The 26,465-nt window shown below is 43.9% G+C and carries 22 protein-coding genes; 20 read left to right on the top strand and 2 right to left on the bottom strand.

Features of this window, described 5'->3' with window-relative positions; all coding sequences use genetic code 11:
• Positions 1 to 28 precede the first annotated feature (28 nt).
• Together PATL_RS15660 and PATL_RS15655 are read right to left on the bottom strand one after the other, a co-directional pair.
• Positions 29 to 826 (bottom strand): hypothetical protein, encoded by a 798-nt coding sequence (locus tag PATL_RS15660; RefSeq protein ID WP_011575800.1) that lies wholly within the window; start codon positions 824 to 826, stop codon positions 29 to 31.
• Positions 827 to 900: 74 nt separating this feature from the next.
• Entirely contained in the window at positions 901 to 4,440 is a 3,540-nt protein-coding gene (locus PATL_RS15655; RefSeq protein ID WP_011575799.1) for a 6-hydroxymethylpterin diphosphokinase MptE-like protein, read from the bottom strand.
• A 401-nt stretch (positions 4,441 to 4,841) separates the two neighbouring features.
• Here PATL_RS15655 and PATL_RS15650 point away from each other — a divergent pair, with 401 nt between their 5' ends.
• The 20 genes from PATL_RS15650 (at position 4,842) to flhA (ending at position 26,458) form a co-directional block, all read left to right on the top strand.
• Positions 4,842 to 5,645, top strand: coding sequence for a flagellin (locus PATL_RS15650; protein WP_011575798.1), 804 nt, complete (start codon positions 4,842 to 4,844; stop codon positions 5,643 to 5,645).
• Positions 5,646 to 5,897: 252 nt separating this feature from the next.
• The gene (locus PATL_RS15645; protein ID WP_011575797.1) at positions 5,898 to 7,331 is read left to right on the top strand and encodes a sigma-54 dependent transcriptional regulator; all 1,434 of its coding nucleotides are present in this window, start codon (positions 5,898 to 5,900) and stop codon (positions 7,329 to 7,331) included.
• A 154-nt stretch (positions 7,332 to 7,485) separates the two neighbouring features.
• Positions 7,486 to 8,682, top strand: coding sequence for a sensor histidine kinase (locus PATL_RS15640; protein ID WP_011575796.1), 1,197 nt, complete (start codon positions 7,486 to 7,488; stop codon positions 8,680 to 8,682).
• A gap of 4 nt (positions 8,683 to 8,686) precedes the next feature.
• On the top strand, positions 8,687 to 10,030 hold the full coding sequence (locus tag PATL_RS15635) for a sigma-54-dependent transcriptional regulator (RefSeq protein WP_011575795.1): 1,344 nt from the start codon (positions 8,687 to 8,689) through the stop codon (positions 10,028 to 10,030).
• 326 nt (positions 10,031 to 10,356) lie between these two features.
• Positions 10,357 to 10,698, top strand: coding sequence for a flagellar hook-basal body complex protein FliE (gene fliE, locus PATL_RS15630; protein ID WP_011575794.1), 342 nt, complete (start codon positions 10,357 to 10,359; stop codon positions 10,696 to 10,698).
• A gap of 10 nt (positions 10,699 to 10,708) precedes the next feature.
• The gene (fliF, locus tag PATL_RS15625) at positions 10,709 to 12,415 is read left to right on the top strand and encodes a flagellar basal-body MS-ring/collar protein FliF (RefSeq protein ID WP_011575793.1); all 1,707 of its coding nucleotides are present in this window, start codon (positions 10,709 to 10,711) and stop codon (positions 12,413 to 12,415) included.
• Positions 12,416 to 12,458: 43 nt separating this feature from the next.
• Positions 12,459 to 13,514, top strand: coding sequence for a flagellar motor switch protein FliG (gene fliG / locus PATL_RS15620; protein WP_011575792.1), 1,056 nt, complete (start codon positions 12,459 to 12,461; stop codon positions 13,512 to 13,514).
• A gap of 27 nt (positions 13,515 to 13,541) precedes the next feature.
• Positions 13,542 to 14,342 (top strand): flagellar assembly protein FliH, encoded by an 801-nt coding sequence (fliH, locus tag PATL_RS15615; RefSeq protein ID WP_011575791.1) that lies wholly within the window; start codon positions 13,542 to 13,544, stop codon positions 14,340 to 14,342.
• A gap of 6 nt (positions 14,343 to 14,348) precedes the next feature.
• Positions 14,349 to 15,683: a flagellar protein export ATPase FliI gene (gene fliI, locus PATL_RS15610; RefSeq protein WP_006993720.1), complete on the top strand. Its 1,335-nt coding sequence runs from the start codon at positions 14,349 to 14,351 to the stop codon at positions 15,681 to 15,683.
• A gap of 84 nt (positions 15,684 to 15,767) precedes the next feature.
• Positions 15,768 to 16,208: a flagellar export protein FliJ gene (gene fliJ, locus PATL_RS15605; RefSeq protein WP_011575790.1), complete on the top strand. Its 441-nt coding sequence runs from the start codon at positions 15,768 to 15,770 to the stop codon at positions 16,206 to 16,208.
• A gap of 357 nt (positions 16,209 to 16,565) precedes the next feature.
• Entirely contained in the window at positions 16,566 to 18,737 is a 2,172-nt protein-coding gene (locus tag PATL_RS15600; protein WP_011575789.1) for a flagellar hook-length control protein FliK, read from the top strand.
• Positions 18,738 to 18,815: 78 nt separating this feature from the next.
• The gene (gene fliL, locus PATL_RS15595) at positions 18,816 to 19,343 is read left to right on the top strand and encodes a flagellar basal body-associated protein FliL (protein WP_011575788.1); all 528 of its coding nucleotides are present in this window, start codon (positions 18,816 to 18,818) and stop codon (positions 19,341 to 19,343) included.
• An 18-nt stretch (positions 19,344 to 19,361) separates the two neighbouring features.
• Positions 19,362 to 20,420: a flagellar motor switch protein FliM gene (fliM, locus tag PATL_RS15590; RefSeq protein WP_006993716.1), complete on the top strand. Its 1,059-nt coding sequence runs from the start codon at positions 19,362 to 19,364 to the stop codon at positions 20,418 to 20,420.
• A gap of 20 nt (positions 20,421 to 20,440) precedes the next feature.
• Positions 20,441 to 20,836, top strand: a complete 396-nt coding sequence (gene fliN / locus PATL_RS15585; protein ID WP_011575787.1) for a flagellar motor switch protein FliN — start codon at positions 20,441 to 20,443, stop codon at positions 20,834 to 20,836.
• Entirely contained in the window at positions 20,796 to 21,296 is a 501-nt protein-coding gene (fliO, locus tag PATL_RS23050; RefSeq protein WP_011575786.1) for a flagellar biosynthetic protein FliO, read from the top strand. Before fliN ends, fliO begins: the two co-directional genes overlap by 41 nt.
• A complete protein-coding gene (gene fliP, locus PATL_RS15575) occupies positions 21,289 to 22,044 on the top strand; it encodes a flagellar type III secretion system pore protein FliP (protein WP_011575785.1) in 756 nt (251 codons plus the stop codon). The genes fliO and fliP overlap by 8 nt, the downstream gene beginning before the upstream one ends.
• A 2-nt stretch (positions 22,045 to 22,046) precedes the next feature.
• Complete coding sequence (fliQ, locus tag PATL_RS15570; RefSeq protein WP_006993711.1) at positions 22,047 to 22,316, top strand: flagellar biosynthesis protein FliQ; 270 nt, start codon at positions 22,047 to 22,049, stop codon at positions 22,314 to 22,316.
• Between the two features lies 1 nt (position 22,317).
• Positions 22,318 to 23,097: a flagellar biosynthetic protein FliR gene (gene fliR, locus PATL_RS15565; protein WP_011575784.1), complete on the top strand. Its 780-nt coding sequence runs from the start codon at positions 22,318 to 22,320 to the stop codon at positions 23,095 to 23,097.
• A gap of 12 nt (positions 23,098 to 23,109) precedes the next feature.
• Positions 23,110 to 24,234: a flagellar biosynthesis protein FlhB gene (flhB, locus tag PATL_RS15560; protein ID WP_011575783.1), complete on the top strand. Its 1,125-nt coding sequence runs from the start codon at positions 23,110 to 23,112 to the stop codon at positions 24,232 to 24,234.
• A 121-nt stretch (positions 24,235 to 24,355) separates the two neighbouring features.
• Positions 24,356 to 26,458 carry a flagellar biosynthesis protein FlhA gene (flhA, locus tag PATL_RS15555; RefSeq protein ID WP_011575782.1) on the top strand — a complete coding sequence of 701 codons (2,103 nt, stop codon included), beginning with the start codon at positions 24,356 to 24,358 and terminating at the stop codon, positions 26,456 to 26,458.
• The last annotated feature ends 7 nt before the right edge of the window (positions 26,459 to 26,465 follow it).

Below are 26,465 nucleotides of genomic sequence, written 5' to 3'. Positions count from 1 at the left end.
TTGGCGATAAGCAAAAAGGGGGGGGATTTCAGTTTTTTCCCCACTTTTTTTTAAATGAATTAATTTCGTTTTGGGTATAAAAAGATTTAATCAAATTATTGTGGTAAATCTTATTGAGGTCTTTTTCAGACAACCTAAATTTAGCCATCACTTCTGAATATAAATCACGAAACTTTGATTTAGTTGCATCATTAGAAATGATGTTTTCATAATGATAGCCGGCGACTTTAATAATGAGTGGCCAGTTTTTCACATCTTCGAGCTTTAGAAATAATAATTTAATGTCAGTTAATTCTTTGTAAAAGTAATTTGTGGTTTTACTAAATTCGGCAATTAAATCGACAGAAAAATAAGACTTCCATTTTAAGCTATATGGTTGGCTGGTTAATGTGATGAAATCAACCGTTATCCTATTTTTAAATTCTTCATAGTTTGTTGTTGAGAGTTCTGAAATACGGTTTCTGTGGGCTAACCCAGAAATAGATCTAGCTACCGGCTCTCTATATGTTTCAATAATTAAAGGTTTAAACTTATATTGTTTGCCCATGTATAAGATCAAGTCGTACAAACAAAGGTTATTTTTTGTCAACAAGTCAGTTTGATAAATTTCTTCAAAATAGCTCTCGTCATGCCAATGAGCCACAGTTTCATTTATATATTTTTTTATCGAGCTCGAACCTGTTTTTCCAATGCCAATGTAAAACACTTTTGGTAATGGGTTGTTGTTTTTGACACTAACTTCTATAGAACGATTAACTACCATTGCAGTTAATTCTTCTAAAAAATTCTCAGCCTTAGCGCAGTGTTTAACATTTTTTAAGTTCATTATGTTTCTTTTATGCTCATTAGTGAGTGATTGCTAAAAAATATCCTTCAGGGGTTCAATCTTATTCTTTCATCTTAAAGTTGTAGCGGAGCCTCTATACTCGATTGCAGTTTAGAATGCATCAAATCTAGAATACTCTGTTTATGTTTGCGATATTCATCCATAGGCATTAATTTGTACACTAACTCTCTAATCGTGAGGGGCTGAACAATTCTTTTCATTCTAGTACCGTTATTAGAGATTCTTGTCTCTTGGTGAGAATTGTCTTTTGAAAACAAACAAATGTAAAAAAGATTATTGTAGGCCATATATACTTCTGAAAATTTTTGTATGGGGGTATCTAAGTTTGCTTCATTTGCTGCAATATATTTAGGAATGATAAGGTCACATTTTGGGTTACTAAAACATGCAATAAGTGCCGCTCTGGTATAAAACACTGGATTATTAAATATCAATTCGTTGTCAGAGGTTTGGCGTTTAAGATAAGTTACGCCCTTATACTCAGTAGGGAAATTGGCATCTTTACACAAACTGATAATGGTATTTTTTCTTCCGTACAAAGATACGGTTAACGGGTCATTTAAATGGTAAATAACATAGTCAGGCACATCTGAGTATCTATTTAGTTGTTCAGAATTTATGACATTCAATTTATTAATCCACGCAAATTCTATTTTTAAAAGTAGTCTTAAAGACTCTTTAAATTCGGCTGAATCAGTAACAACTAAGAGAGAGCTATCGGAACAGCTATGTTGCAAACTCATTAGTTCTCTTTTATTGGAGTTAAAAGCTGAAATGTCGAAATCATTGTATTCACTTACTGTTATTAACTCTTTTATAATTGTTAGGGTTGTGAACCATTTTTTCTTAGTTATGCTAAGGTTACTAAATTCATTTAATATAGTACTAGCCCCTAGCTTTAATAACACAGCATTCGCATAATTTACCGTCCCATACATATAATAAAACAGCAGAGAGCGGCCCGTCTGATAAGAATCAAACAGTAACTCTTTTTGAGCATTAATCAGCTTATTTATATCGTCAGGTGTTGATAAGTATTCCTCAACCAACTCTTGCAGTTGCTGCACTTCTTCAAGCATTAATTTATGTGAGAATTGCTTTTCATATTTTTCGATAAAGTGGGTACTGTGCTTGGTTGAGAAAACCTTTTTATGCAGTTTTTCCAAAGCATGGTCACGCTCATCATTGCTCGCCATGATGAGTAGATTATCGATCTCAAGTGGGGTCGTTCCTTTGATTCTTGCTCCGTCGCTACAATTGTAGAAGGTTTGTTCTTTTGGCTTTCGGTGGGTGACTTGCTCGATGATCTGCCGTGATACTTTAAACTCATGTTTAGTATTTACCTTAGGCCTAAAATTACCTGGTACAACAAGTGAGGTGATATTAGCGGTCGAGTAGTCGTAGGTTTCTTTACCATCTTCTTGGTAATAGCCAGAAGACTTCGAGTGATGATGGTTTACATCAACAAAACCTAAATCTACACCCATTAAATAAATATGGTTGAAGCCCAGTACACTAATAATGTTAGTTACAAAATTACTAACAGTAGGGAAGGATTGCTGAAGTACTTCGAAGTGCTGCTTTCCTAGTACACTTAATGCAGAAACTGTTGATGATTCCCCCTCTTTAAACGCGATCAGTACATCTTTGTATAACTCGCATGTGTCTGGGTGAATACCATTGCAGGAAATAAGCGTTATTTCTTTTAAATAGTCTAAATCACCTATCAACACCGGCCAATCGAAGGTGCTGCGGTTTTGTTCTATCTCAGCGTGAAAATCAGGCGTGATGCCATTCTTATAAAGCGCCTGGAGGGCGGTACCACAGCTAATGACGATAGCCTGGTCACGCCATTCTTTGATTGCCTCAATCGACATATCTAAAGAGGGCCCATTACCTACTATAAAAACCGGGACTTCCTTATCTTCATAACTTAGGAATTGCGATGGGGTATTCATGAGTACTGGATAATCGCGCCGGAACCCTTCTTTCATGTGCTCGATGCCGTAATAGGCATGATCGAAGTATTCTCCCATGGAGATAACCACCTGAAGCTGCTCCCTGAGCTGGGCAATGGCGCTATTGAGTGAAGCGTTATAATAGCTTTGGTAAAAATAGGTATTATTTAAAATATAGGGGCCAATCGAGTGGAATTGGTTTAGCAGGTCATTGAATAAGTGAGTGCCATCATCACCTACATTCAGATATATGCGTGCATCACTGGCTTCTACTTTTTCAAAGATGGCTTGCCAATCTATTGCGAACAAAGACGCGTAAAAAAAATCAGGGTTTGGCTCGCAAACAAACAGTTTTTCCACCGTGTGTTCTTCCAGCAATTTTTCTAATTGGTAACCAATACCCAGCCCGAACATGATGATAGAAGCAATTGTTTCGGGCAATTCACCCACTTCTTCTTCTGCTTCTTTTAAAAGATCTTGGGTCTCATTTACAAACTGATAGTGGATATAGTGCGCGAGTTTGGTGCCTTTATAACCAAGCACGAGCCCATCTTTATTCGGTTGTTCGTTAAAATTTTCAAAATTTAAGATGCAGTCTTGCTTTGGTGAGTTTCCGTACCAGGGATACAACCCCTCGGACTTTAATACGTTAACCTCTTCAGACTGGTTTTTAATTGGCAACCAAATCTTGGGTTTGTAATCTTTATATTGCTGATAAATATTTGGGAAGTATTTTTTAAATGCGCCTAGGTTCTGTTTGAATAACGCGCTCTGGGGTGACACTTGGTGGTGCGTATTTAAGTCTAGTTTAGGAGTCCAGAATGGTACGTATTCTAAATGACTTTTCTCGCGCGCGATGGTAAAGCCATTATTGCTAATTTCTTCCCAGCTACGCGTGCAGATATCCTGATGAATCGAATCGAACACCTGCTGGTTATAGTGCTTATAAACATAAAAACGGGTTAAGGAAATGTGTTCCCTAAGTTCGTTTATATCCGACAGTAAGTCTCTGCCATCTTTCTCTATTTGAATGAACAGTGAAGTCCCTTTTGCTTTGGCTAAAGCAAAAATATCAGCCCAAGGCGTCGCCATTGTTGAGCATTGAAAGTACTGCACTTCAGGTTCATAAATAATGAGGTTTTTAATCGTTCTCGCTTCAAGTAATTGCTTTATGTGCAAACCGAGGCCACAGCCCAGTACCACTAAACATTCCACTTCATCTGGCATAGGACCCATGGCTTGCTCGGTCGTAAAGCTTTCCAGTTGGGTAAAATCTAATGGGTCTGTGAGCGTATCAGTATGCTTTGATTGTATTTTTGTTTTGTGAAACTCAACACTAGGGCAATGTTCAAGTGACTGCGCTACCTGCTGATTTATTTCTTCTTGAGGGTAAAAACCATAAAATGTTCTGCCTATTCCATAATCAACGATATTGGTCTCGCCCCACTTATTAATAAATAAAGATAGGTTTGAAAGCTTAGAATCTTTGATCAAGGGAAGAAGTGAAGGAATATTGCGCTGAAATGCATTAAAGCTATTGCTGCGTGTTTCAACAATGCTTTTAGCTAGAGCATCATCCAATGCGGCTTGTTTTTCTTCATCTTTCTCTAAGTGCAGGCGAATATTTTTTAACATGGTTCACTTATAGTCACGGTTGTTATGATTATCAGTAGCGACGGTTCAATTACTCAGTACTAAGCGTTTCAACCCATAGCGCTGGGATACTCGTCGAAACGTCATTGACACAAGGTCAATGGCAAAATCTGCAATAACTGGGCCGTTTTACTGCTAATTATTTGACACAAAGTCTACATAAGCATTTGATGAAAATACAGAAATCTAGAGCCGCATCATCAAACGCTACATTTTCACGCCAGAATTGGACTAACAAATAGACTGAATTTCACCTAAGTATTGATCCCAATAGAGAGGTATCGTAAAACATACTTTTTCGCTGCTTACTTTTTAACCCATATTTTGCTAATCTTAATTCAGGTTTTAAGAAGTTGTAGAGGTACAATTTCTAGGAGAAAAATATGATTAATCTAAATACAGAGTCTAATGCATCTTTGTTGCAACAAGTTCAACAAAGACAGGAGTCGATCTTTGAGAAGCTAGCTTCTGGAAAAAAGGTCAACAGTGCCGCAGATGGAGCCGCTGCTCAGCAGATTATTGACAGGTTGACCTCACAAGTTGAAGGCAACCGTCAGTCGGTAACTAACGCTTATGATGGCGTGTCGTTAACGCAAGTCGCAGAGAGTGGCTTATCTGGTATTAATGATGATGTAAGCCGAATTCGTGAATTGTCGGTACAGGCCGGTAATGGGATTTTGAGCGACTCAGATCGCCAAGCCATTCAAGCTGAAGTGTCTCAGTTACAAGAGAATATATCCCAAACGATTGGGCAAACTGAATTCGGCGGCAAGTCACTACTAAGTGATGCCGGCAATATTGATTTTCAAATTGGTGCCAATGCTGGGCAGAAAATCGGTGTGGCTACTCAAGATGTTGCCGCAAGTTTAACTGATGTGCTAAATGTAGACCTAAGCACAGCGCAAGGTGCCGAAGAAGCATTAGCGGTTGCAGATGAAGCGGCCGAGTTTGTTGGCGCCGCTAGAGCCGATTTGGGGGCTACGCAAAACCAATTTGAGAGTGCAGCGCGTAACTTAACTCAGTCAAATGTGAATGTTGCTGCAGCTCGCAGTCGTATTCAAGACACCGACTACGCGCAAGCAACGGCGGATAGCGCTGCAGCCAATATGCTTGGCCAAGCGAGCATTTCTGTGCAGGCTCAAGCAAATCAACAGCAAGGACAAGTACTTAGTTTATTAAACGGTTAATAAACAAGCTGCGATAAACTAAAGGCCATTCAGGCCTTTTTTTATGCTGTTTTTTTGTGCGTTTTGAATCCTGTTCCACCTAGCTTTTAGTCATAGATGATTTTTTTAACTCTTTGTTATACATGGGATTTATTTTTAATTTTTATAACCTTTAAATTTAGCCCTCATTCCTCTATTGCTAATCACCAATGAATGGTTAAAATTAAAACCAGAAGTAAAACAGTTAATTAACACGAAAATATTGAGGGATGCATGAGTAATATTCTGATTATCAGTGGGCGACCCACGCTCGGGCATAATCTGAACACCATATTGACCTTTCTCGGTGAAAGCAGTACCGCTATCGCATTCGAGCAAGCTGTCAGTACTCTCAAATCTCATCCTGTTTTTGATGCTGTATTGATTGATGCTCTGAATATTGATTTAGCGGGTGAGCTGTGTGATAAATTTCCCCAGCAACCTTTTATTCTAGTTGATAGTAAAGATCCAAATTTTAAGTCCGGTGCCAACCGAGTAGGCACTGTTGATGGGGCAGTGACTTACCCGTTACTTACGCAAATGTTACATCGTTGCCAAGAGCATCGTCGGATGCAACCCAACCGCAACACCACACCGCAAAATAAAACAAAACTGTTTCGCAGTTTAGTGGGCAAAAGCAATCAAATTCAAAGTGTAAGGCACCTTATTGAGCAAGTCGCACCGACTGACGCAAACGTACTTATTCTCGGTGAATCAGGAACCGGCAAGGAAGTCATTGCTCGTAACGTACATTATTTGTCGAAGCGTGGTACAAGCCCTTTCATTCCAGTTAATTGTGGGGCCATACCTGGCGAGTTGCTTGAAAGTGAACTGTTCGGTCATGAGAAAGGAGCATTTACTGGCGCCGTGAGTTCTCGCAAAGGCCGTTTTGAATTAGCCGAAGGCGGCACCCTATTTTTAGATGAAATCGGCGACATGCCTTTGCAAATGCAAGTGAAATTGTTACGTGTGCTGCAAGAACGCACTTATGAACGGGTAGGGGGAATGAAGCCTATTCGTTGTGACGTTCGGGTCGTTGCTGCAACACACAGAAATCTCGAAGAAATGATTGAGCAAGGGCGCTTTCGAGAGGATTTATATTATCGCTTGAACGTTTTTCCTATCGATAGCCCAGCATTGCGCGAGCGGCACGAAGATATTCCTCTTCTTTTACAGGAACTCGTTTCACGCATGGAGCGAGAAAACGCTCAGATCAAATTTACCGAAAATGCGATGAAATCGCTCATGGAGCATAGTTGGGCAGGTAACGTTAGAGAGCTATCTAACCTTGTTGAGCGCCTGATGATTTTATACCCCAACCAATTAATTGATGTGGGGGATTTACCACATAAATACCAGCATTTAGATGCTGATGATTATGAGCCTGACTACCCAGAAGAGTTACTCGAGCGCGAAGCGCTTAACGCCTTGTTTTCAGCTGACGCAGAAAGTGACAGTGACGAAAACTACGACGAGAGCAATAATTCTACTGAATTACCTCCAGAGGGGATTAACCTCAAAGAGTATATTTCAGAAATGGAAGTCAGCTTAATCTCCCAAGCATTGGAGCAGCAGGACTGGGTCGTTGCTCGCTCAGCCGAAGTGCTAGGAATGCGCCGTACCACCTTAGTAGAAAAGATGCGGAAATACGATATTAGCAAAGCCTAGCTTCTCTTTTCGAATATTCGCAAACCCACCTTCGACAAAAAAATGACACATCTTTTTCAGTAACTAATTGATATTACGCTAGTATTTTTTTGGCATAAGATGTGCTTACCTAACAGCTGTATTCAATCTGTCTAAGTTTTGACGTGAGGAACATATGGCATTAAGTAATTTACAGACCCAAAACACGACTCAGGCACCTTCTTCAAAAGGGGCTGTTATATCGTTCTCACATTCTGTTGATGTAAATAGCACTTCCTCGCTTGGTCCAATTGACACCACGCAAGACATTCAGGCTCTGCGTCAACAAGCCACTAGGTTGGAACACTTATTACAAGTCATGCCCGCAGGTGTGGTAGTTATTGATGGTAAAGGCCATGTGAAGCAGGCCAATCATTTAGCTAAATCACTGTTGGGTGAGCCGTTGGAAGGGCAAGTGTGGCGTAATATCATCAAGCGCTCTTTTAAACCTCAAGCTGACGATGGGCATGAAGTGTCCTTGTTTGACGGTCGCAAAGTCAAATTGTCTATCACTCCCTTGGTAAACGAACCAGGTCAGCTCATTGTATTGACGGATTTGACCGAAACGCGCCAACTTCAACAACGCATCGGCCACCTGCAAAAATTGTCTTCTTTAGGCAAAATGGTCGCCTCATTGGCTCATCAAATTCGCACGCCGTTATCTGCAGCTATGTTATATGCCGCTAACTTATCTAGCGGAGATTTGGCAAAGGAGTCTCGTCAGCGTTTCAGTGATAAATTGCTCTCTCGTTTACGTGATTTAGAAGGCCAAGTAAACGACATGCTACTGTTCGCCAAAAGTGGCAATGAACAAGTACTCGTGGATATCTCTCTTGAGGACATGATGCGTGAAGTGAAAGCTGGCAGTGAAGCCATGCTCAATAAGAGTGGCGGTATCTTAGATATCATATTACCCGAGCCAAACATTCATTTTATAGGCAACAAGACTGCTTTGAGTGGTGCGTTGCAAAACTTAATTCACAACGCACTAATTGCTAAATCAAACGGTGCACGTATTGTTTTTAGTGCTCAAAGAGACGATCTAAAGCCAGATTGTATGCGCTTAACAGTGACTGACAATGGTCCCGGTATCCCCAAAGACAAGATTGATCATATATTTGAACCATTTTTTACCACTCGCAGCCAAGGTACAGGGCTGGGGTTAGCTGTCGTTAAAACCGTCGTGCAGTCTCATCAGGGCGAAGTCAGTGTTTCAAACTTAGCCTCTGGTGGCGCATGTTTCACTATCGTGCTGCCCATATTAACGCGAACCGCAGATGACGGCTTATCCGCTGGAGCAACAAACATTCACGCCCAACAGGCGAGGAGTTAATTTTATGTCTAAAACAACGATCCTTATTGTCGAAGATGATGCAGGTTTGCGTGAAGCTTTAGTCGACACGCTATTACTTGGCGGATATAACGTATTAGCTGCAGACTGCGCAGAGCGCGGTATGATGATGATGAATGAAGAAGCTATCGATCTGGTCGTGAGCGACATTCAAATGGGCGAAATGAGTGGATTATCGCTATTACGCAGCTTAAAAAACAAATATCCAAATGTTCCTGTGCTATTGATGACAGCCTATGCCACCATCGACGATGCAGTTACGGCTATGCGCGATGGCGCAACGGATTACTTATCAAAGCCCTTCGCGCCAGAAGTATTGCTGAATCTAGTAGGGCGTTATGCGCCTGCTCAAAAAGTTCTCTCATACGACCCCATTGTTGCTGACCCAAGTAGTGTTAAGTTACTGCAACTCGCCCAACGAGTCGCGCAATCTGATGCAACCGTCATGGTGCTTGGGCCAAGTGGTTCAGGCAAAGAGGTGTTAGCCCGGTACATTCACGATCAGTCTTCTCGGGCGGATCAGCCATTTGTGGCAATAAATTGCGCCGCTATTCCTGAAAATATGCTTGAAGCAACGTTGTTTGGTTACGATAAAGGTGCCTTTACTGGCGCTATTCAGGCGTGCCCAGGCAAGTTCGAACAAGCCCAAGGTGGCACCATTTTGCTTGATGAAATAAGTGAGATGGATTTAGGTTTGCAAGCTAAATTACTGCGCGTACTCCAAGAAAAAGAAGTAGAGCGCCTCGGTAGCCGTAAAATGATCCCACTGGATGTGCGTGTCGTGGCTACTAGTAACCGGAATATTCGCCAAACGGTGGACGAGGGTTTATTCCGTGAAGATTTGTATTATCGTCTTAACGTATTTCCGCTAACGTGGGCGCCCCTTGATAAACGCCCAGGGGACATAGTGCCATTAGCGGAGCATTTAGTGGCTCGTCATCGTAGTAAACAAGGTGCGAGCGCCCTCGGCTTTTCTTCTTCAGCGCGCAGTAAAATGTTACAGCATAGCTGGCCTGGCAACGTACGAGAATTAGAAAATGTTGTGCAGCGAGCGCTCATTTTATGCGATGGCGAAAAAATCGAAGCTGATGATCTTATGCTTGAATCGATCGAAAGTGAGTTAAACAATAACCACGAACAAATTATTGAAGAAGATGAAAGTAAATTAGGTTCGGAGCTTCGTCAGCAAGAGCATCAAATTATCTTGGACACCTTACAGTCTTGCCAAGGACGCAGGAAAGACGTAGCAGAACGATTGGGGATTAGCCCACGCACACTGCGTTATAAATTAGCTAAAATGCGCGAAGTAGGTATTGAGTTACCAGCCTAAACCGTCTTACAAATAATCAAAATGTAAGTGTTGGCACTGCACTACGGCTAACGTAATACCACCATTGACCGCCTAAACGATAGGCGGTTTTTTTACCCCTAAAGTAGACTTCTCATTCTTTTACACCCGTTTACTAGTTCGCTACGATTGTTACTCACATAAATCAGTAAACTTTAGTTTTATGTCAATAAACCGTCATGTTTTTACATCGTGCTAAAATCAATGTAAAGCCTTGAAATACATGGTTTATTTTTGTTGGCATTAACTTTGCTTTTAACTGGTTGAGACTGAATACCGTCATCTCATCAATTCGCCAGGAGCACATCATGGATATCAAGGCACAATCTCTTTATCAAGACATGCAAAGCATGGCTTTGCAAAGCAAAGCAGGATTAGGTGAAATCAATCCTGCCAGCTTGAATGGTATCCAGGTCAATCCATCAGGGGAAAACTTTGCCGATATGCTTGGCCAAGCGATTGAGTCAGTCAACTCTATGCAGTTAGACGCTAAAAGCCAAGCAGAGCGCTTTGAAATGGGAGATAAAAGTCTCAGTTTAGCGGATGTCATGGTAGCGAAAGAAAAGTCTAGTATAGCGTTTGAGGCCACTATTCAAGTACGTAACAAAGTACTCGAAGCCTACAAAACCATTATGAACATGCCGGTTTAGGAGCTAACTCGTGGCAGAAGCAACAGGTACAGAATTGGCAATGAGCAATGCCGGCGCGGATCCATATTCAAGTGGTTCAGAAGCAGAGCAAAAATCTGGTTTTATGGATTCACTTGGCTCCACCGACATGGTTCGTCAACTGACACTCGTTGTGGCTTTAGTCATATGTGTGGCGATAGCGGTATTTATTATGATTTGGGCACAGGAGCCTGATTATCGTCCGCTAGCGAAGATGCAAACCCAAGAGTTGATTGAAGCGTTAGATTATTTTGACCAGAACCAAGTGGATTACCGCCTTGAAGGTAATACTGTTTATGTCAGCGCTGATCAATATCAAAATATTAAATTAGGTATGGCTCGCCAAGGCTTAAGCCAAGGCGTGTCTGAAGGCACCGACATCATCATGCAAGATATGGGATTCGGTGTGAGCCAACGTGTTGAAAAGGTACGTTTAAAGCATGCGCGTGAACAACAATTAGCGCGCACATTGGAAGAAATGAGCGCGGTTACGCGTGCGAAAGTATTACTGGCTTTGCCGAAAGAGAATGTATTTGCCCGCCGTGAGAAAAAAGCCAGCGCTACCGTCGTCGTAACCTCAAGACGCGGTGCGATAATGGGCAATGAAGAGGTGAGCTCTATCGTGGACATTGTTGCATCTGCGGTGCAGGGCTTAGAGCCTGAGCGTGTCACAGTAACCGATAGCAATGGGCGGCTTCTCAATTCTGGTTCACAAGACAGTGAAGCGGCGAGAAGTAAAAAAGAGTTTGAAATGGAGCGTAAGCGCGAGACTGAGTACTTGCAGAAAATTGATTCTATTTTGATCCCCGTTCTTGGTCTGGGTAACTATACCGCTCAAGCTGATGTGACCATGGACTTTACCGCTGTTGAGCAAACCAAACGCAGTTACAATCCTGACTTACCTGCTGTGCGCAGTGAAATGACAGTAGAAGAAAACAGTGTCGGCGGCATGCTAGGTGGTATACCTGGCGCCTTGACTAATCAACCCCCGCTTGATTCGAATATACCCGAAGAAGCTAGCGCAAGTAACACACAAACAACCGTGCCGGGGCGTAATCACAAAGAAGAAACGAGAAATTACGAGCTAGATACCACCATCAGCCACACTAAGCAGCAAACTGGTGTCATTCGTCGCTTGAGTGTGTCGGTTGCGCTTGATCATGTATCGACAGTAGGTGAAGACGGCACAAGTACACTTGTTCCTCGTTCGCAGGCTGAGTTACTTGATATCCGCCGTTTGTTGCAAGGGGGAATAGGTTTCGATGTTACCCGCGGTGATTCACTGGAAGTTGTGAGCATTCCTTTTAGCCGGGAAGGTGAGGTCGCGTTAGAAGAACTGCCCATTTGGGAAGACCCTAAATTTATGCCTATCCTGAAGTTAGTGATTGGAGGGTTGGTGATAATCGTGTTGCTTTTGGCCGTGGTTCGTCCGATGCTACGTAAACTTATTTACCCTGAAGAGACCACCTCAAAAGATGAGTTCGATGCAGATGAGGGGTTAGACTTAGGTGATGAAACCATCAGTATGTTGTCGCAAGAGTTTGATGACTCACAGGTTGGTTTTGCCGCTGACGGTAGCTTTATGTTACCTGATTTGCACAAAGACGAAGATGTACTGAAGGCTGTTCGCGCATTGGTGGCTAACGAGCCAGAGTTGTCTTCGCAAGTGGTTAAAAACTGGTTGTTACAAGACGAATAATCTAAGCAGCGCGCATCTAAGTTACGAGTAAGAGATAAACATCATGCCAGATGAAAATACAGCACCAGCAACAACCGGAACTGCAGAAAGCGGTTATGACGTTGGAAAATTAGAAGGCGTTGAAAAAGCAGCTATCTTACTGCTCAGTTTGACGGAAGAAGATGCGGCCCAAATTCTTAAGCATCTTGAGCCCAAGCAGGTACAAAGGTTGGGTCAAGCGATGGCGCAAATTGATGATATGACTCAGCCCAAAATCACAGCTGTACATAAACACTTCATTGATGAAATTCAAAAATACAGCACCATCGGCTTCCAAAGCCAAGACTTCGTAAAACGCGCTTTGACCTCTGCCCTTGGTGAAGACAAAGCGGCGAACCTTATCGATCAAATTTTGATGGGTACCGGTGCCAAAGGCCTTGATTCTCTCAAGTGGATGGATTCAAAACAGGTTGCCAGTATTATTCGCAATGAGCACCCACAAATTCAAACGATTGTTATGTCTTATTTGGATGCTGAACAATCAGCTGAAATTCTTGCCCAATTCCCAGAGAAAGTGCGCTTGGATTTAATGATGCGCGTAGCCAATCTAGAAGAAGTCCAGCCTGCAGCGTTACAAGAATTAAACGAAATCATGGAGAAGCAGTTTGCTGGACAAGCGGGCACCCAGGCGGCAAAAATGGGCGGCTTGAAATCTGCGGCGGATATCATGAACTACCTTGATACCAACATTGAAGGCCAGTTGATGGATGCAATCCGTGAACAAGACGAAGAAATGAGTCAGCAAATTCAAGATCTTATGTTTGTATTCGACAACTTAGCAGAAGTAGACGACCGAGCCATTCAAGCTATCTTGCGTGAGGTTCAGCAAGACGCTCTACTCAAAGCGATTAAAGGGGCAGATGATGCCCTCAAAACTAAAATTACCGCCAACATGTCTAAGCGAGCCGCAGACATGTTGCTTGATGATTTAGAAGCCTTGGGTCCAGTGCGTTTAAGTGAAGTCGAAGCAGCGCAAAAAGAAATCTTATCTGTGGCTCGTCGCTTGGCCGATGCGGGTGAAATTATGCTTGGAGGCGGAGGCGGTGATGAATTCTTATAAGACGCTAGCTAACAGCAAAGACATGCAATGAACGATTACGATGGTGAGCAAGACAAACACATTAGCGCTTGGGATTTGCCTTTCGTTGAAGATGAGCGTAAGGCAGTTGAAACCACGACTAATGCGTTAAATCGACGTTCGAACTGGAAATACGAACCCCCTGAAAATCAAGTAGAAGAAGAGGAGGAGTTCGCGCCCCCTACCGCTCAAGAAATCGAATCCATTCGAGAGGCTGCTCAAAGTGAAGGGTTTGAAGAAGGCAAAAAAGAGGGCTTAGAAAAGGGTCATCAAGAAGGGTTTGAACAAGGCAAAGAACAAGGCTCGGCGCAGGGACTTGAAGAAGGTAAAACCCAAGGATTAGCCGAGGCTCAAGAAAGTGTTAATCAACAATTAGAGAGCTGGCGCAGCCTGTTAGACACCTTGCACAACCCGGTCGCGTTGGTAGAAGAGACACTGCAGAAAGAACTTGTTTCGTTGGCCGTATCCCTAGCGAAATCAGTGATTAGGGCCGAAATTAAAACTAACTCAGATATTATTTTTAATGCGATTAGTGAAGGGCTAAAAGCGCTACCGATTAATGAGCGCCAGTATCAAATTCACCTTCATCCAGATGATTTAGTGTTGGTGACTGAGCACTTTAGTGAGCAAGAAATTGAGAAACACGGATGGCAGTTAATTGAAGCGCCCAATTTATCTCAAGGTGGCTGCGACATCGTGACACAAAGCAATGCGGTAGATGTAAGCATAGAGCGTCGCGTTAAAGACGTGCTCGACAAGTTTCTGCTAGAGCAGGGCTTAGATACTATTAATGCTAGCGAAGACGAGTAGTTAGCTATGCCTCTGGATATCTTAGGGAATATTAAAGCACTGCAGCAACAAGTCCCTCAAGCTCCGGTCGTTGCAGCAGGCAAGTTGGTGCGTGGTATCGGGTTAACCCTCGAAGCGGTTGGGTGTCAAATGCCAGTGGGGAGCCAATGTTTAATACAAACTGTAGACGGTGAAATAGAAGCTGAAGTAGTGGGGTTTGCCGAACACATTACCTATTTAATGCCCACTCAAGCAGTGAAAGGCATAGTACCAGGCTCACGCGTTCAACCCCTTAATCGCGAACAAGGATTACCTGTTGGCATGTCGCTATTAGGCAGAGTGGTTGATGGAAACGGCCAACCTTTGGACGGTTTAGGTGCCATTAAAGCTGAGAAACGTGTGCCATTAACGCGCCCACCCATGAACCCCTTATCTAGGAAACCTATCAGAGAGCCTCTGGACGTAGGCGTGCGCGCCATAAATAGTATGATCACGGTTGGCAGTGGTCAGCGTATGGGCTTGTTTGCCGGCAGTGGCGTGGGTAAGAGCGTATTATTGGGTATGATGACCCGAGGAACAAGCGCCGACGTGGTTGTTGTTGGTTTGGTCGGTGAACGGGGCCGAGAAGTAAAAGAATTTATTCAAGATATATTAGGCGATGAAGAGCGCCAAAAATCCGTTGTGGTTGCCGCGCCAGCTGATACCTCGCCCCTGATGCGCTTAAAAGGGTGTGAAACCGCGGTGACTATCGCGGAGTATTTTCGCGACAAAGGTATGAATGTGTTGTTGCTTGTGGACTCACTGACGCGTTACGCCATGGCGCAGCGAGAAATAGCCCTTGCTGTTGGTGAGCCGCCAGCGACTAAAGGGTATCCGCCGTCAGTATTTGCACGTTTACCCGCATTAGTGGAACGTGCAGGAAATGGCGGTGAACACCAAGGTTCGATTACTGCGTTTTATACCGTGTTGACCGAAGGAGATGATTTACAAGATCCTATCGCCGATTCAGCTAGGGCTATTTTGGATGGGCATATTGTGCTTTCTCGTCAATTAGCTGACTCTGGGCACTACCCTGCTATAGATATCGAAGCCTCCATAAGTCGAGTGATGCCCATGGTCGTAAGCCCTGAACATGTTCAAGTGGCGCGGCGTATTCGGCAAGTCTACTCAACTTACCAGCAAAATCGTGACCTCATCAGTATTGGTGCTTATACCAGGGGTAACGATCCGCGCATTGATTTGTCCATTAAGGCTGAGCCTGCGATCAATGCTTTTTTACAACAAGGCATGCAGCAAATCTTACCCTTTGATGAAAGTGTAGAAACGATGGTTAAGTTGGGTACCGGGTTAGGGCCAGCATAATGCCTGTTTATTTAAAGAATATAAGTTGCTTAGCATTGATGACTTTTTTAATAAGGTTTTCCCCATATAGTCACGGAGCTCGAAATGCCGGTAAGTAAGCAATTGCAAATGGTCGCTGATTGGGAGCGACGAAAAGAACAAAAGATGGCAACCGATTATCAGTTGGCGCAGCAAAATGTGGTTGATAATCAAAACAAACTTAGTGGACTTGAGCAATATCGGGTAAATTATTTGAAAGAAGGGATCCGAAAAGGTCAGCTAGGGTTAGCCGCCAAAAATTACGGGCAGCACCAGTCATTTGTCGGCAAAATTGACGCGGCCTGTGAACAACAAACAAAACAAGTCAGTAATGCGCTGGTGGTGGCTGAGCAGCGTAAAGCACAGTGGCTTGCCCAGCAAAGAAAGCGAAAAGCAGTCGAGATGCTACTTGATAAACAGGCCCTTAAAATACAACAAAAACAGGATCGAGCAGAGCAACAGATGCTTGACGAGCTCGCGTTACAAAAATTCATCCGTAGCAAATAACTGTATCTAAGCGACCATTAACGTCGCATTTCATTCGCATGTCTATCATTTCAGTTCTTTGTCTATACTAACCCCAGCAAATAATTAACCAGTCAGCAATTATTTACTGGAATAGGTATTACCTACCACCTACCACCTACCAGCGTACGAAAATATCTCAGCATCTTTATGGTTAGCGAAGTGCCTAGAGTTACTTTGGAATGAAGATTGCTGTGTCCCTTAGCAAGTACACAAAACAATGCATACTTAAGACGTGAAAATTGCCACATTTACTATTCAGTAATGCAGAATCATATTTTAAGGTATTGTTTTTAATAAAGTAAATTGTTATTCGTTTTTGAGTGTAGAGGATTTTAGATGCTGCAACATATTGCCACCGCAAAATCAGACGTTGCCGCTTATGCGGTTGATGTGAGTGACGAAAGCCTATCCAAGCTGCAAAACGCGGATGAATTTGCCTATATGCTGGCCAAGGAAAATAAGACTCAGCATTCGCCCAAAGAAACTACGCAACCGAAACTAAGCTCAGAGCCAAAAACCACGGCGAAAGATAAGCTGGCACCGGAAAAACAACTGGGCACTAAAGAAGAGTACTCTCACAAGAACCCTCCCGACAGTGCCAACACTGGCAAAGTGAGTGACAATAAAGAGACAAGAAAATCTGACTCGCCAGTCGATACCGCACCTGATGAAACTGGGTTAACGGCAGATGATAAGCAGCAAATTGATACCTCAAAGGGCAATACTGAAAGTTCACGAATCACGACGGGTAGCAAAAATGAAGCAGATGCTAATCACTGGCTTTCGATTATTGAACAACTAGCACTTAATAGTGAAGACGCTATTAGCAGCAAGGGGCAACACAGCGCTCTTGCCAGTGCAAGCGGGACTGACGTTCCTGTCAACACGTTAAATGATAATAAACTGGCTGATAGCGTGAACGGCGACGAGGAAGCATTGCTTCTGGCTTTGTTAAATCACATTTTCGGAGAAAAGACTCAGGCGAATGCAGATAAGGCATTAGTACCTGAGCACGAAGCGGCTGATGAAGGAACGGAGCTCACCACTGATGATGACGTCGGTAAAATGATGGCGCTACTTCAGAATAACCCAGAATTGCTTAAAGAATTAGAATCACTGATTGTGGGTCAACAACAAGTAGATGGCAGCTCACGTTTAAACGATTTAAGCACCTTCGACGCTAAAGGCGAAGACGCGCTAGATAGTGACTCACTGGAAAATGAACTTGCTGCGCTGGATTTGGCACAAAAGCAATTATTCCAGCAAGATAAAGTCATAAGCGATGAAACGCTAGCAGGTATTGCAGAAGCTGTGGTTAGCTTGATGAGCGTTACAACGCCAGCTAAGGGGGATGCCCTGAATAGCGCTCCAGAGACTGCGAACGCTGTGGCTGTCAGCACAGCTGATTTGCTTGAAGGCTCAGCATTAAGCGAGCAAAGTACTGGTCAAACCGAACCCTTGGCCTTAGAAAATGACTTAACCCAGCAACAACTAGCAATGTTAGACAGTGCGCCTGAATTGAAAAAGCTATTACAGTTACCACCCGAGAAGCTTGAAAGTGCATTAGCGCTACTTGCCAAAGAATTACAAAAGGGAGGAACCGCTAGCACTGCAGGGGACGCGACAAGTAATGCCATGTTAAAAGGGGCGCTGCAAACAGACGCCGAATTAAGCTCAACTGCTAACGTAAATTTGAACACCCTTATTAATAAAGTTGACGCTGATAGCAACCCCAGCGGCACGGCTGACTTTGTCGCTGCCCTTAAAACCGGTTTAGCTGAAGTAAAAGCGCAGCTCGAAAAAGGGCGAGAGCCTGGCATTGATTTAAAAGCCTTGGTGAATGACGCCATAAAAGCGTCACCAGAGTTGGCAAGCAATATGCTTCCTAATAAGCAAGAACAGGTAGAATTGGCGACGCGCTCTGTGTCTCAAATATTGGACGTGGCGCAATTGATGAGCACCGCACTCGAGCAAGCCTCGCATCAGCAAACGGCAAATGCGACTTATCGAGAGCTAGGCATTAACATGGTCGAACACAACAAAGCCAATCAATTGCAGCAAGGACAATTCGACAAAGCCTTGAATTTGGCCAAACCAGAGGCCCATCAGCAATTGGCTGAAAAAGTACGCTTCATGGTGAATGCCAATCAGTTGGTTGCCGATATTCGCCTCGACCCAGCTGAATTGGGCTCGATGCATGTAAAAGTGTCAGTCAACGGTGAATCAGCGAACGTGAGCTTTGTGGTGCAATCGATACATGCGAAAGAGGCGATTGATAACGCCGCGCCGAGATTAAAAGAGATGCTGGCAGAAAAAGGCATTGAGTTAGGTCAATCATCGGTTGAACAAGAATCCCAAGAACAAGAACAGCAAACGGCCGGTGGCGGCTCAGGTGATGCACCGGGACGCAGTTCAGAGCAGGGGAGTGCCGATGGTGAGGTGCCTGACGGGATATTACAACAACCTATTGTCAATGGCTCTTTAGGGGGTATTGATTACTTTGTTTGACACTTAGGTATGGCTTATAGATTGCGATTTTCTGAGTAAGAACGATAATACCAGCAAAATATTATACAGGGTGTTGGCATGGCTGAAGAAGAATTACAAATGGAAGAGGGTGGCAAGAAAAGCAAACTCATGATGATTATCATCATAGTGATTGTTTTACTGCTAGGTGGTGGTGGCGCAGCGTATTTTTTGCTTGGTGGTGAAGACGAGGTCGCTACAATGGAAGGTGAAGAGCAAGCCCAAATGGAGGGGGATGGTGGTGAAACGTCAGAGGCTGTAAAAACGGGAACAGCACTTTATGTAGCTATTCCTAATCCGATTACGTTTAACGTGCCTGGCGCAAATAGAGACCGTTTAGTCGAAATTAAAGTGCAGCTTATGGTTCGCGGCAGTAGTGCTGAAGAGCAAGTGAAAATGCACATACCGTCGATTCAAGGGGCATTGAACAGAGCATTTAGCCAAGCGAATGCTGATGATTTAATCACAGAAGCGGGCAAAGCTGCCATTCGTGATAACGCTTTAAAGGAAGTTCAGAAAACCTTGAAAGACGTGTCAGGTAATGAATTGGTAGAGCAAGTATTGTTCACCGGTTTTGTGATGCAATAAGCAAAAGCGAGAAAGAGATTGAGCGACTTATTATCCCAAGATGAAATCGATGCGCTGCTTCACGGAGTAGACGAAGTCGAAGAAGATGACGTCGAAGAAGTGCAGGGCGATGGCACTGCGCTGGAGTATGACTTTTCTTCGCAAGATCGGATCGTCCGGGGAAGAATGCCGACACTGGAAATCGTCAACGAGCGATTTGCCAGACACATGCGGGTCAGCCTATTTAATATGATGCGCCGTTCTGCGGAAGTGTCTATTAACGGTATCCAAATGATTAAGTTTGGCGAGTATATCCACACCTTGTTTGTACCTACTAGTTTGAATATGGTTCGCTTCCGTCCACTCAAAGGCACTGGGTTAATCACCATGGAAGCGCGTTTAGTGTTTATCTTGGTAGATAACTTCTTCGGTGGTGATGGGCGCTATCATGCAAAAATCGAAGGCCGAGAGTTCACGCCGACAGAGCGACGTATCATTCAGATGCTGCTTAAACTGATTTTTGAGGATTATAAAGAGGCGTGGGCCCCCGTGATGGACGTGTCTTTCGAATATTTGGACTCAGAAGTTAACCCAGCGATGGCCAATATTGTTAGCCCCACGGAAGTGGTGGTAATCAGCTCTTTTCATATTGAACTCGATGGTGGTGGTGGGGACTTTCATGTGTCATTGCCCTACTCAATGTTAGAGCCAATTCGAGAACTTCTCGATGCAGGTGTGCAAAGTGATAAGGAAGACACGGACCTGCGTTGGAGCAAAGCACTACGTGATGAAATTATGGACGTGAAAGTCGAGCTTTCAACTCACATGATGGATTTGACGCTTAGCTTACAAAAGATCATGGACATGAAAGCCGGTGATATTATTCCTATCGACATGCCCGAGCACATCACTGTGATGATAGAGGAATTACCCACATTCAGAGCGAAGCTGGGCCGTTCACGAGACAACCTAGCACTTAAGATTACCGATAAAATTCCGCGACCTACGTCTGTCAAATCGGAATTACAATTATTAACCAAAGGCGGCCGCAGAATCGATAGCGACGCCGAGTTACAAACCCTTGAAGATGATTTGTAACCAATCAAGAGGCAAAGATTATGAGCGAAGAAGAAGGTTTAGATGATTGGGCAGCGGCCATGGCTGAACAAGCAGATGAAGAAAGCAAAGACGGTAACGCTACTGTTGCCGAATATGACGAGCTTGAAGAAGACAAAGAGATATCCCCTGCGGAAAAGCGCAAGTTAGATACGATTTTGGATATTCCTGTGACTATTTCTATGGAAGTAGGACGTAGCCATATCAGTATTCGCAATTTATTGCAGTTGAACCAAGGTTCTGTCGTTGAGTTAGACCGTGTCGCAGGTGAGCCACTTGATGTGTTAGTAAATGGCACGTTGATTGCTCATGGTGAGGTAGTAGTCGTCAACGATAAATTTGGTATTCGCTTAACTGATGTTATTAGTCAACTGGAAAGAATCAAAAAGCTCCGCTAAACAAACCTCTTTTAAAACAAGGGTTTGGTATGTACTGAGCCCTCTGTTTTTAGCTTCAAATACAGCATTTGCTGAAGCTAAAACCCTCTCTGATACCTCATCCATAGTGTCAATTTTTCTATCCCTACTGCTGGTGATCGCGGTGGTTTTCATGTTGGCGTTCATAATGCGACGGTTTAACGTCACTGGCGGCAGCACGGGGCAATTAAAAGTGATAGCTTCTTTAGCGGCAGGCACTAAAGAGCGCGTGCTCGTCATAGAAGTGGGTGAAGAACAGCACCTCATTGGTGTGACGGCGCAGAATATTAATCACTTAGCAAAACTCGACACGCCTATTTCAAATGACAAACCGCCTGTTGGTGACAATTTCAAAGATAAACTGAATATGTTTATGGCAGATAAGTTACAGCCTAACGCCAACACTGGCAGCAAAAAAAGTGCGGGAGTCCACGATGAATAAGATTTTTTTACTGCTATTGGCGACGGGACTATTAATGGTTCCTAGTTGGGTTCTTGCCGAGCCCGGTATCCCCGCGCTGACCATGACTGAAAACGCGGATGGCTCGCAAGATTACACCATGACATTGCAAGTGGTGGCGATCATGACTGCGCTGAGCTTGTTGCCTGCATTTATTATGATGATGACGTCTTTCACTCGTATCATCATCGTACTCTCTATTTTGCGTCAAGCGATTGGTTTGCAACAATCCCCTTCCAACCAAATATTGATAGGCGTGAGCTTATTCCTGTCTATGTTTATCATGGCGCCAGTGTTTGAAAAAATTAATGAAACAGCGCTGCAGCCATACTTAAGTGAACAAATCACCTCGATACAAGCTTACGAACTAGCCAAAGAGCCGTTGCGGGGTTTTATGCTGGCACAGACGAGAATAAAAGATTTAGAAACATTTGTGGAAATAGGCGGCTATGAAGATCAGTTTCAAGAGCCAGCCGATGTGCCAATGAATGTGCTGATACCCGCTTTTGTCACTAGCGAATTGAAAACCGCGTTTCAAATCGGTTTTATGTTGTTCATTCCATTTCTTATTTTGGACTTGGTGGTAGCGTCAATCCTCATGGCTATGGGGATGATGATGTTATCGCCTATGATCGTTTCGCTGCCCTTCAAGCTAATGTTGTTCGTGTTGGTGGATGGTTGGAACCTTATTTTTGGCACACTAGCAAACAGCTTTGGAATGGGGACTTAGTCATGGCACCAGAGGTCTTTGTTGACATATTGAAAGAAGCCTTGAACATGGTCATTTTGTTGGTGTCAGCCATCATCTTACCTAGCTTGTTTGTGGGGTTAATCGTCGCAGTATTTCAAGCCGCCACATCCATAAACGAACAGACAATGAGCTTTCTACCGCGCTTGATTGTCACTTTATTGGCCCTTAGCTGGGGTGGACATTGGCTAGTACAGCAGTTAATGGACTTCACCTTCACTATGGTAGAGCGTATCCCGGAAGTGGTGGGTTAGCATGGCGTTTTCCGCCGACATTATCACTCAGTTCATGGGTGACATGTTACTGCCATTCATGCGTATATCGGGCATGTTGGCGACCATGGTTGGCTTGAGTGCGAAAACAGTTCCCACTACTGTACGCGCTTTATTGACGCTGTTTATTACTTTCATTATTTTGCCTGTTATACCGCCTGTGCCGGTTGTAGAAATACTCTCAGTAAGTACCTTCGTGTTGGTGATCCAGCAACTTATTATCGGTATTTCCCTGGGGTTTATCTCAACCATGGTGCTGAATACCTTTGTATTGGCAGGGCAAGTCGTGGCGATGCAAACAGGGCTTGGATTTGCTTCCATCGTCGACCCAGTCAATGGCATCAATGTACCCGCGGTAGGTCAGTTCTACTTAATTCTAGCGACTTTGCTCTTTTGGGCGCTAGATGGCCATTTAGCCATGATCCGTATGGTGGTGATGAGCTTTACTGCATTTCCAGTAGGAGAAGCGTGGCTTCAGCCAGAGCAATTTAGAGAAATCGCCCATTGGGCTGGTTGGATGTTTATTTCCGCCGTGACCTTGTCTTTAGCGCCGATTGTATCTTTATTGATTGTTAACTTGGCGTTCGGTGTTATGACCAAGGCGGCGCCGCAATTGAACATTTTTAGTTTGGGTTTCAGTATCGCGCAAATCATGGGTTTGGTGATTATCTGGATCACCATGGATAATTTCACTTACCACTTTGAAGTACAGTGGGATAGAGCTCAGCAAATGATGTGTCAGCTCGTTAGAGTTTGTCCTTAAAGGAGGCGGTTTATGTCTGACGCTAATGAAAAAACAGAAGACCCCACATCCAAAAAGATCACCGACTCCAGAAAAAAGGGCCAAGTCGCGCGATCCAAAGAACTCTCGACGGCCCTTGTTTTAGTCTTTAGCGCTGCTGCGTTCATCATGATGGGAGGGCAAATTGCCAAGGCGATTTACCTAGTTACTCAGCGCACATTTACTCTATCGCGTGATGAAACCTATGACTTTACGCATATGTTTCAAGCATGGGGCTCAGCGATCGAAACAGTCGCCACGCCCGTTATGCTGTACATGGTCATCATTACCGCAGCGGGCATTTACGGCAATATTGCGCTTGGTGGCTACAATTTCACCTGGCAGGGAGCGGCACCTAAAGCCAATAAGCTCAATCCGCTCGCTGGCTTTAAGCGCATGTTTGGTATGAATGGTTTAGTTGAATTGCTTAAAGCGATAGCCAAAGTGATAGTGGTGATGGGCATGGCTTATGTCGCTATGTTGGTATTTAAGGATGAAGCTTTACACCTTGATTTAGAACTGTATCCACAAAACTTATTTCATGCAATGGACTTAATATCATGGGCATTTCTCATGATGTGCTGTGCACTTATTCCTATCGCGGCGTTTGATGTGCCGTATCAAAGTTACAAGCACAACAAAGAAATGAAAATGTCGAAACAGGAAGTGAAAGACGAAAACAAAAACGCTGAAGGTGACCCACAGGTTAAAAACCGTATTCGTCGATTACAATTTCAAGCTGCTGCAAACCGTATGATGCAAGAAGTACCTACGGCCGATGTGGTGGTAACGAACCCGACGCATTATTCCATCGCCTTGAAATATGATCAACAAGGCACCCGAGCACCCGTGCTCGTTGCCAAAGGGGTCGATGAAATGGCGATGCATATACGTAAAATAGCCGACGCACATGAAGTGCCTATTGTCGCATCGCCCATGTTGGCTCGAGCAATTTATTACTCTACTGAAGTGGAGTCTGAGATCCCGGCTAAGCTATTCATGGCCGTGGCGCAAATTTTGGCTTATGTCTTTCAACTAAAAGCCTACAAAAATGGCAAGGGAAAACGTCCTAAGTCAGTACCCACAAACCTTCCTATCCCTTACGAATTGAGGCGCTAAAGTCTCACCAGCCTGCGGTTAGACTAAAGATTAATGCATGGCGTAGGGGTGTTTTACCTCATTTGGCGCGGTAGTTGCTTTATGAAGTAAAACGTCCGTCAGGTGTCAAAAAATACGCGCTATGCAACTAACAGCTTATCTTAATCGTTTCGACAAAAATCAATTTCAGTCTGTTATGTCTGGACTTGGTGCGCCTCTTGTATTGTTGGCCATCATGGGAATGGTTATTTTACCCATGCCAGCGTTTCTTCTCGACGTGCTGTTTAGCTTTAATATTGCTTTATCACTGGTCATTATCTTAGTGTCTGTTTTCACTAAGAAGCCCGTCGACTTCGGAATTTTCCCACTCGTTCTGCTAATTGCCACTGTACTGCGCTTAGCCTTGAATGTGGCATCAACACGGATTGTTTTGCTGGAAGGGCACGAAGGCGGTGATGCGGCGGGGAAAGTGATCCAAGCATTTGGCGAAGTGGTTATTGGTGGTAACTACGCTGTGGGTATTGTGGTATTTGCCATTCTGTTGATTATTAACTTTAAAGTGGTGACCGCAGGTGCTGGACGTATCTCAGAAGTGAGCGCACGCTTTACGTTAGATGCAATGCCAGGTAAGCAAATGGCCATTGATGCAGATTTAAACGCAGGTTTTATCGACCAAGATGAAGCCCGTAAACGCCGGTTTGAAGTGACCAGTGAAGCCGACTTCTATGGCTCAATGGACGGTGCGTCTAAATTCGTAAAAGGGGATGCGGTTGCAGGGTTATTCATTATGTTGATCAACATAGTGGGCGGTTTATTCATTGGCATTTTTCAACACGACTTAGCCTTCGGGCAGGCCGTCGAGATTTATACATTGCTAACCATAGGTGATGGCCTAGTTGCACAAATTCCTTCGTTATTGTTGTCTGTAGCGACAGCGATAATCGTCACTCGTGAAAACGACTCCCAAGAAATGGGACAAGAACTCACTCGTCAATTAGGTAATCGCCAAGCGTTATACATCACCAGTGGTATTTTGTTTGTCATGGGTATAGTGCCGGGCATGCCGCATGTGGCTTTCTTGGGGTTTAGTGCGTTAGTGGGCGGATATGCTTATTACCAGCACTGGAGCGAAAAGAAATTGGCCTCACAGCCGGAAGTATTGGCGCCTGAAAAAGAACGTGGCACACCAAAACCTGCTGAAATCAAAGAACTAGGTTGGGATGACGTGCAACACGTTGACACCATTGGTTTAGAAGTAGGTTACCGCTTGATCCCGCTGGTAGATAAATCACAAGGCGGCGAGTTATTGACACGTATCAAAGGGGTCCGTAAGAAGTTGTCTCAAGAGCTTGGCTTTCTTATACCTCCAGTTCATATTCGCGATAATTTAGATTTAAGTCCTAACAACTACACCATATCCATGTTGGGAGTCTCTGTTGGCGAAGCGGAGATCAGCCACGACGACGAGCTGGCGATTAACCCAGGTCAGGTATTTGGCAAATTAGATGGAACCGTGACAAAAGATCCAGCATTTGGCCTAGATGCCGTATGGATCCGCTCGAACCAACGTGAGCACGCACAAACGTTAGGTTATACCGTGGTCGATAGCGCCACGGTTGTCGCGACTCACCTAAGTCAACTTCTGACTAATAATGCGTATCAATTACTTGGTCACGAAGAGGTTCAGCAGTTGTTGGATATGCTTGCCAAGCAAAGCCCTAAATTAGTAGAAGGTTTAGTACCTGATATTTTGTCACTTAGTACCGTGGTTAAAGTACTGCAAACGCTATTGTACGAAGGCGTGCCTATCCGTGATTTACGCACCATTGTACAAACCTTGTGTGAGTATGGACCTAAGAGTCAAGATCCTGATGTGTTGGTGTCTGCGCTGCGTATCTCTCTTAAGCGCCTCATCATTCAAGAGATCAATGGCGGACAAGCCGAGTTACCAGTCATAACTTTGGCGCCAGAGTTGGAACAGATGTTGCACCAGTCATTACAAGCCGGTGGAGGAGATGGCGCAGGAATAGAACCTGGTTTAGCTGAACGTTTACAAAAGTCACTAAATGATGCTTCTCAACAGCAAGAATTAGCGGGCGAACCTGCGGTGTTACTCACCTCAGGTATGTTACGCCCAGTGTTATCAAGGTTCTTGAAGCACGCAGTACAAGGTTTGCATGTGTTGTCATATCAAGAAATTCCAGATGACAAACAAATTAAAATAGTCAGTGCGGTGGGTCAATAGTCCGTCA

Source organism: Paraglaciecola sp. T6c, assembly GCF_000014225.1.
GTDB lineage: Bacteria > Pseudomonadota > Gammaproteobacteria > Enterobacterales > Alteromonadaceae > Paraglaciecola > Paraglaciecola atlantica_A.
The sequence above is the reverse complement of the archived record's forward strand: the minus strand, read 5'-3'. Positions and strand labels throughout refer to the sequence as shown.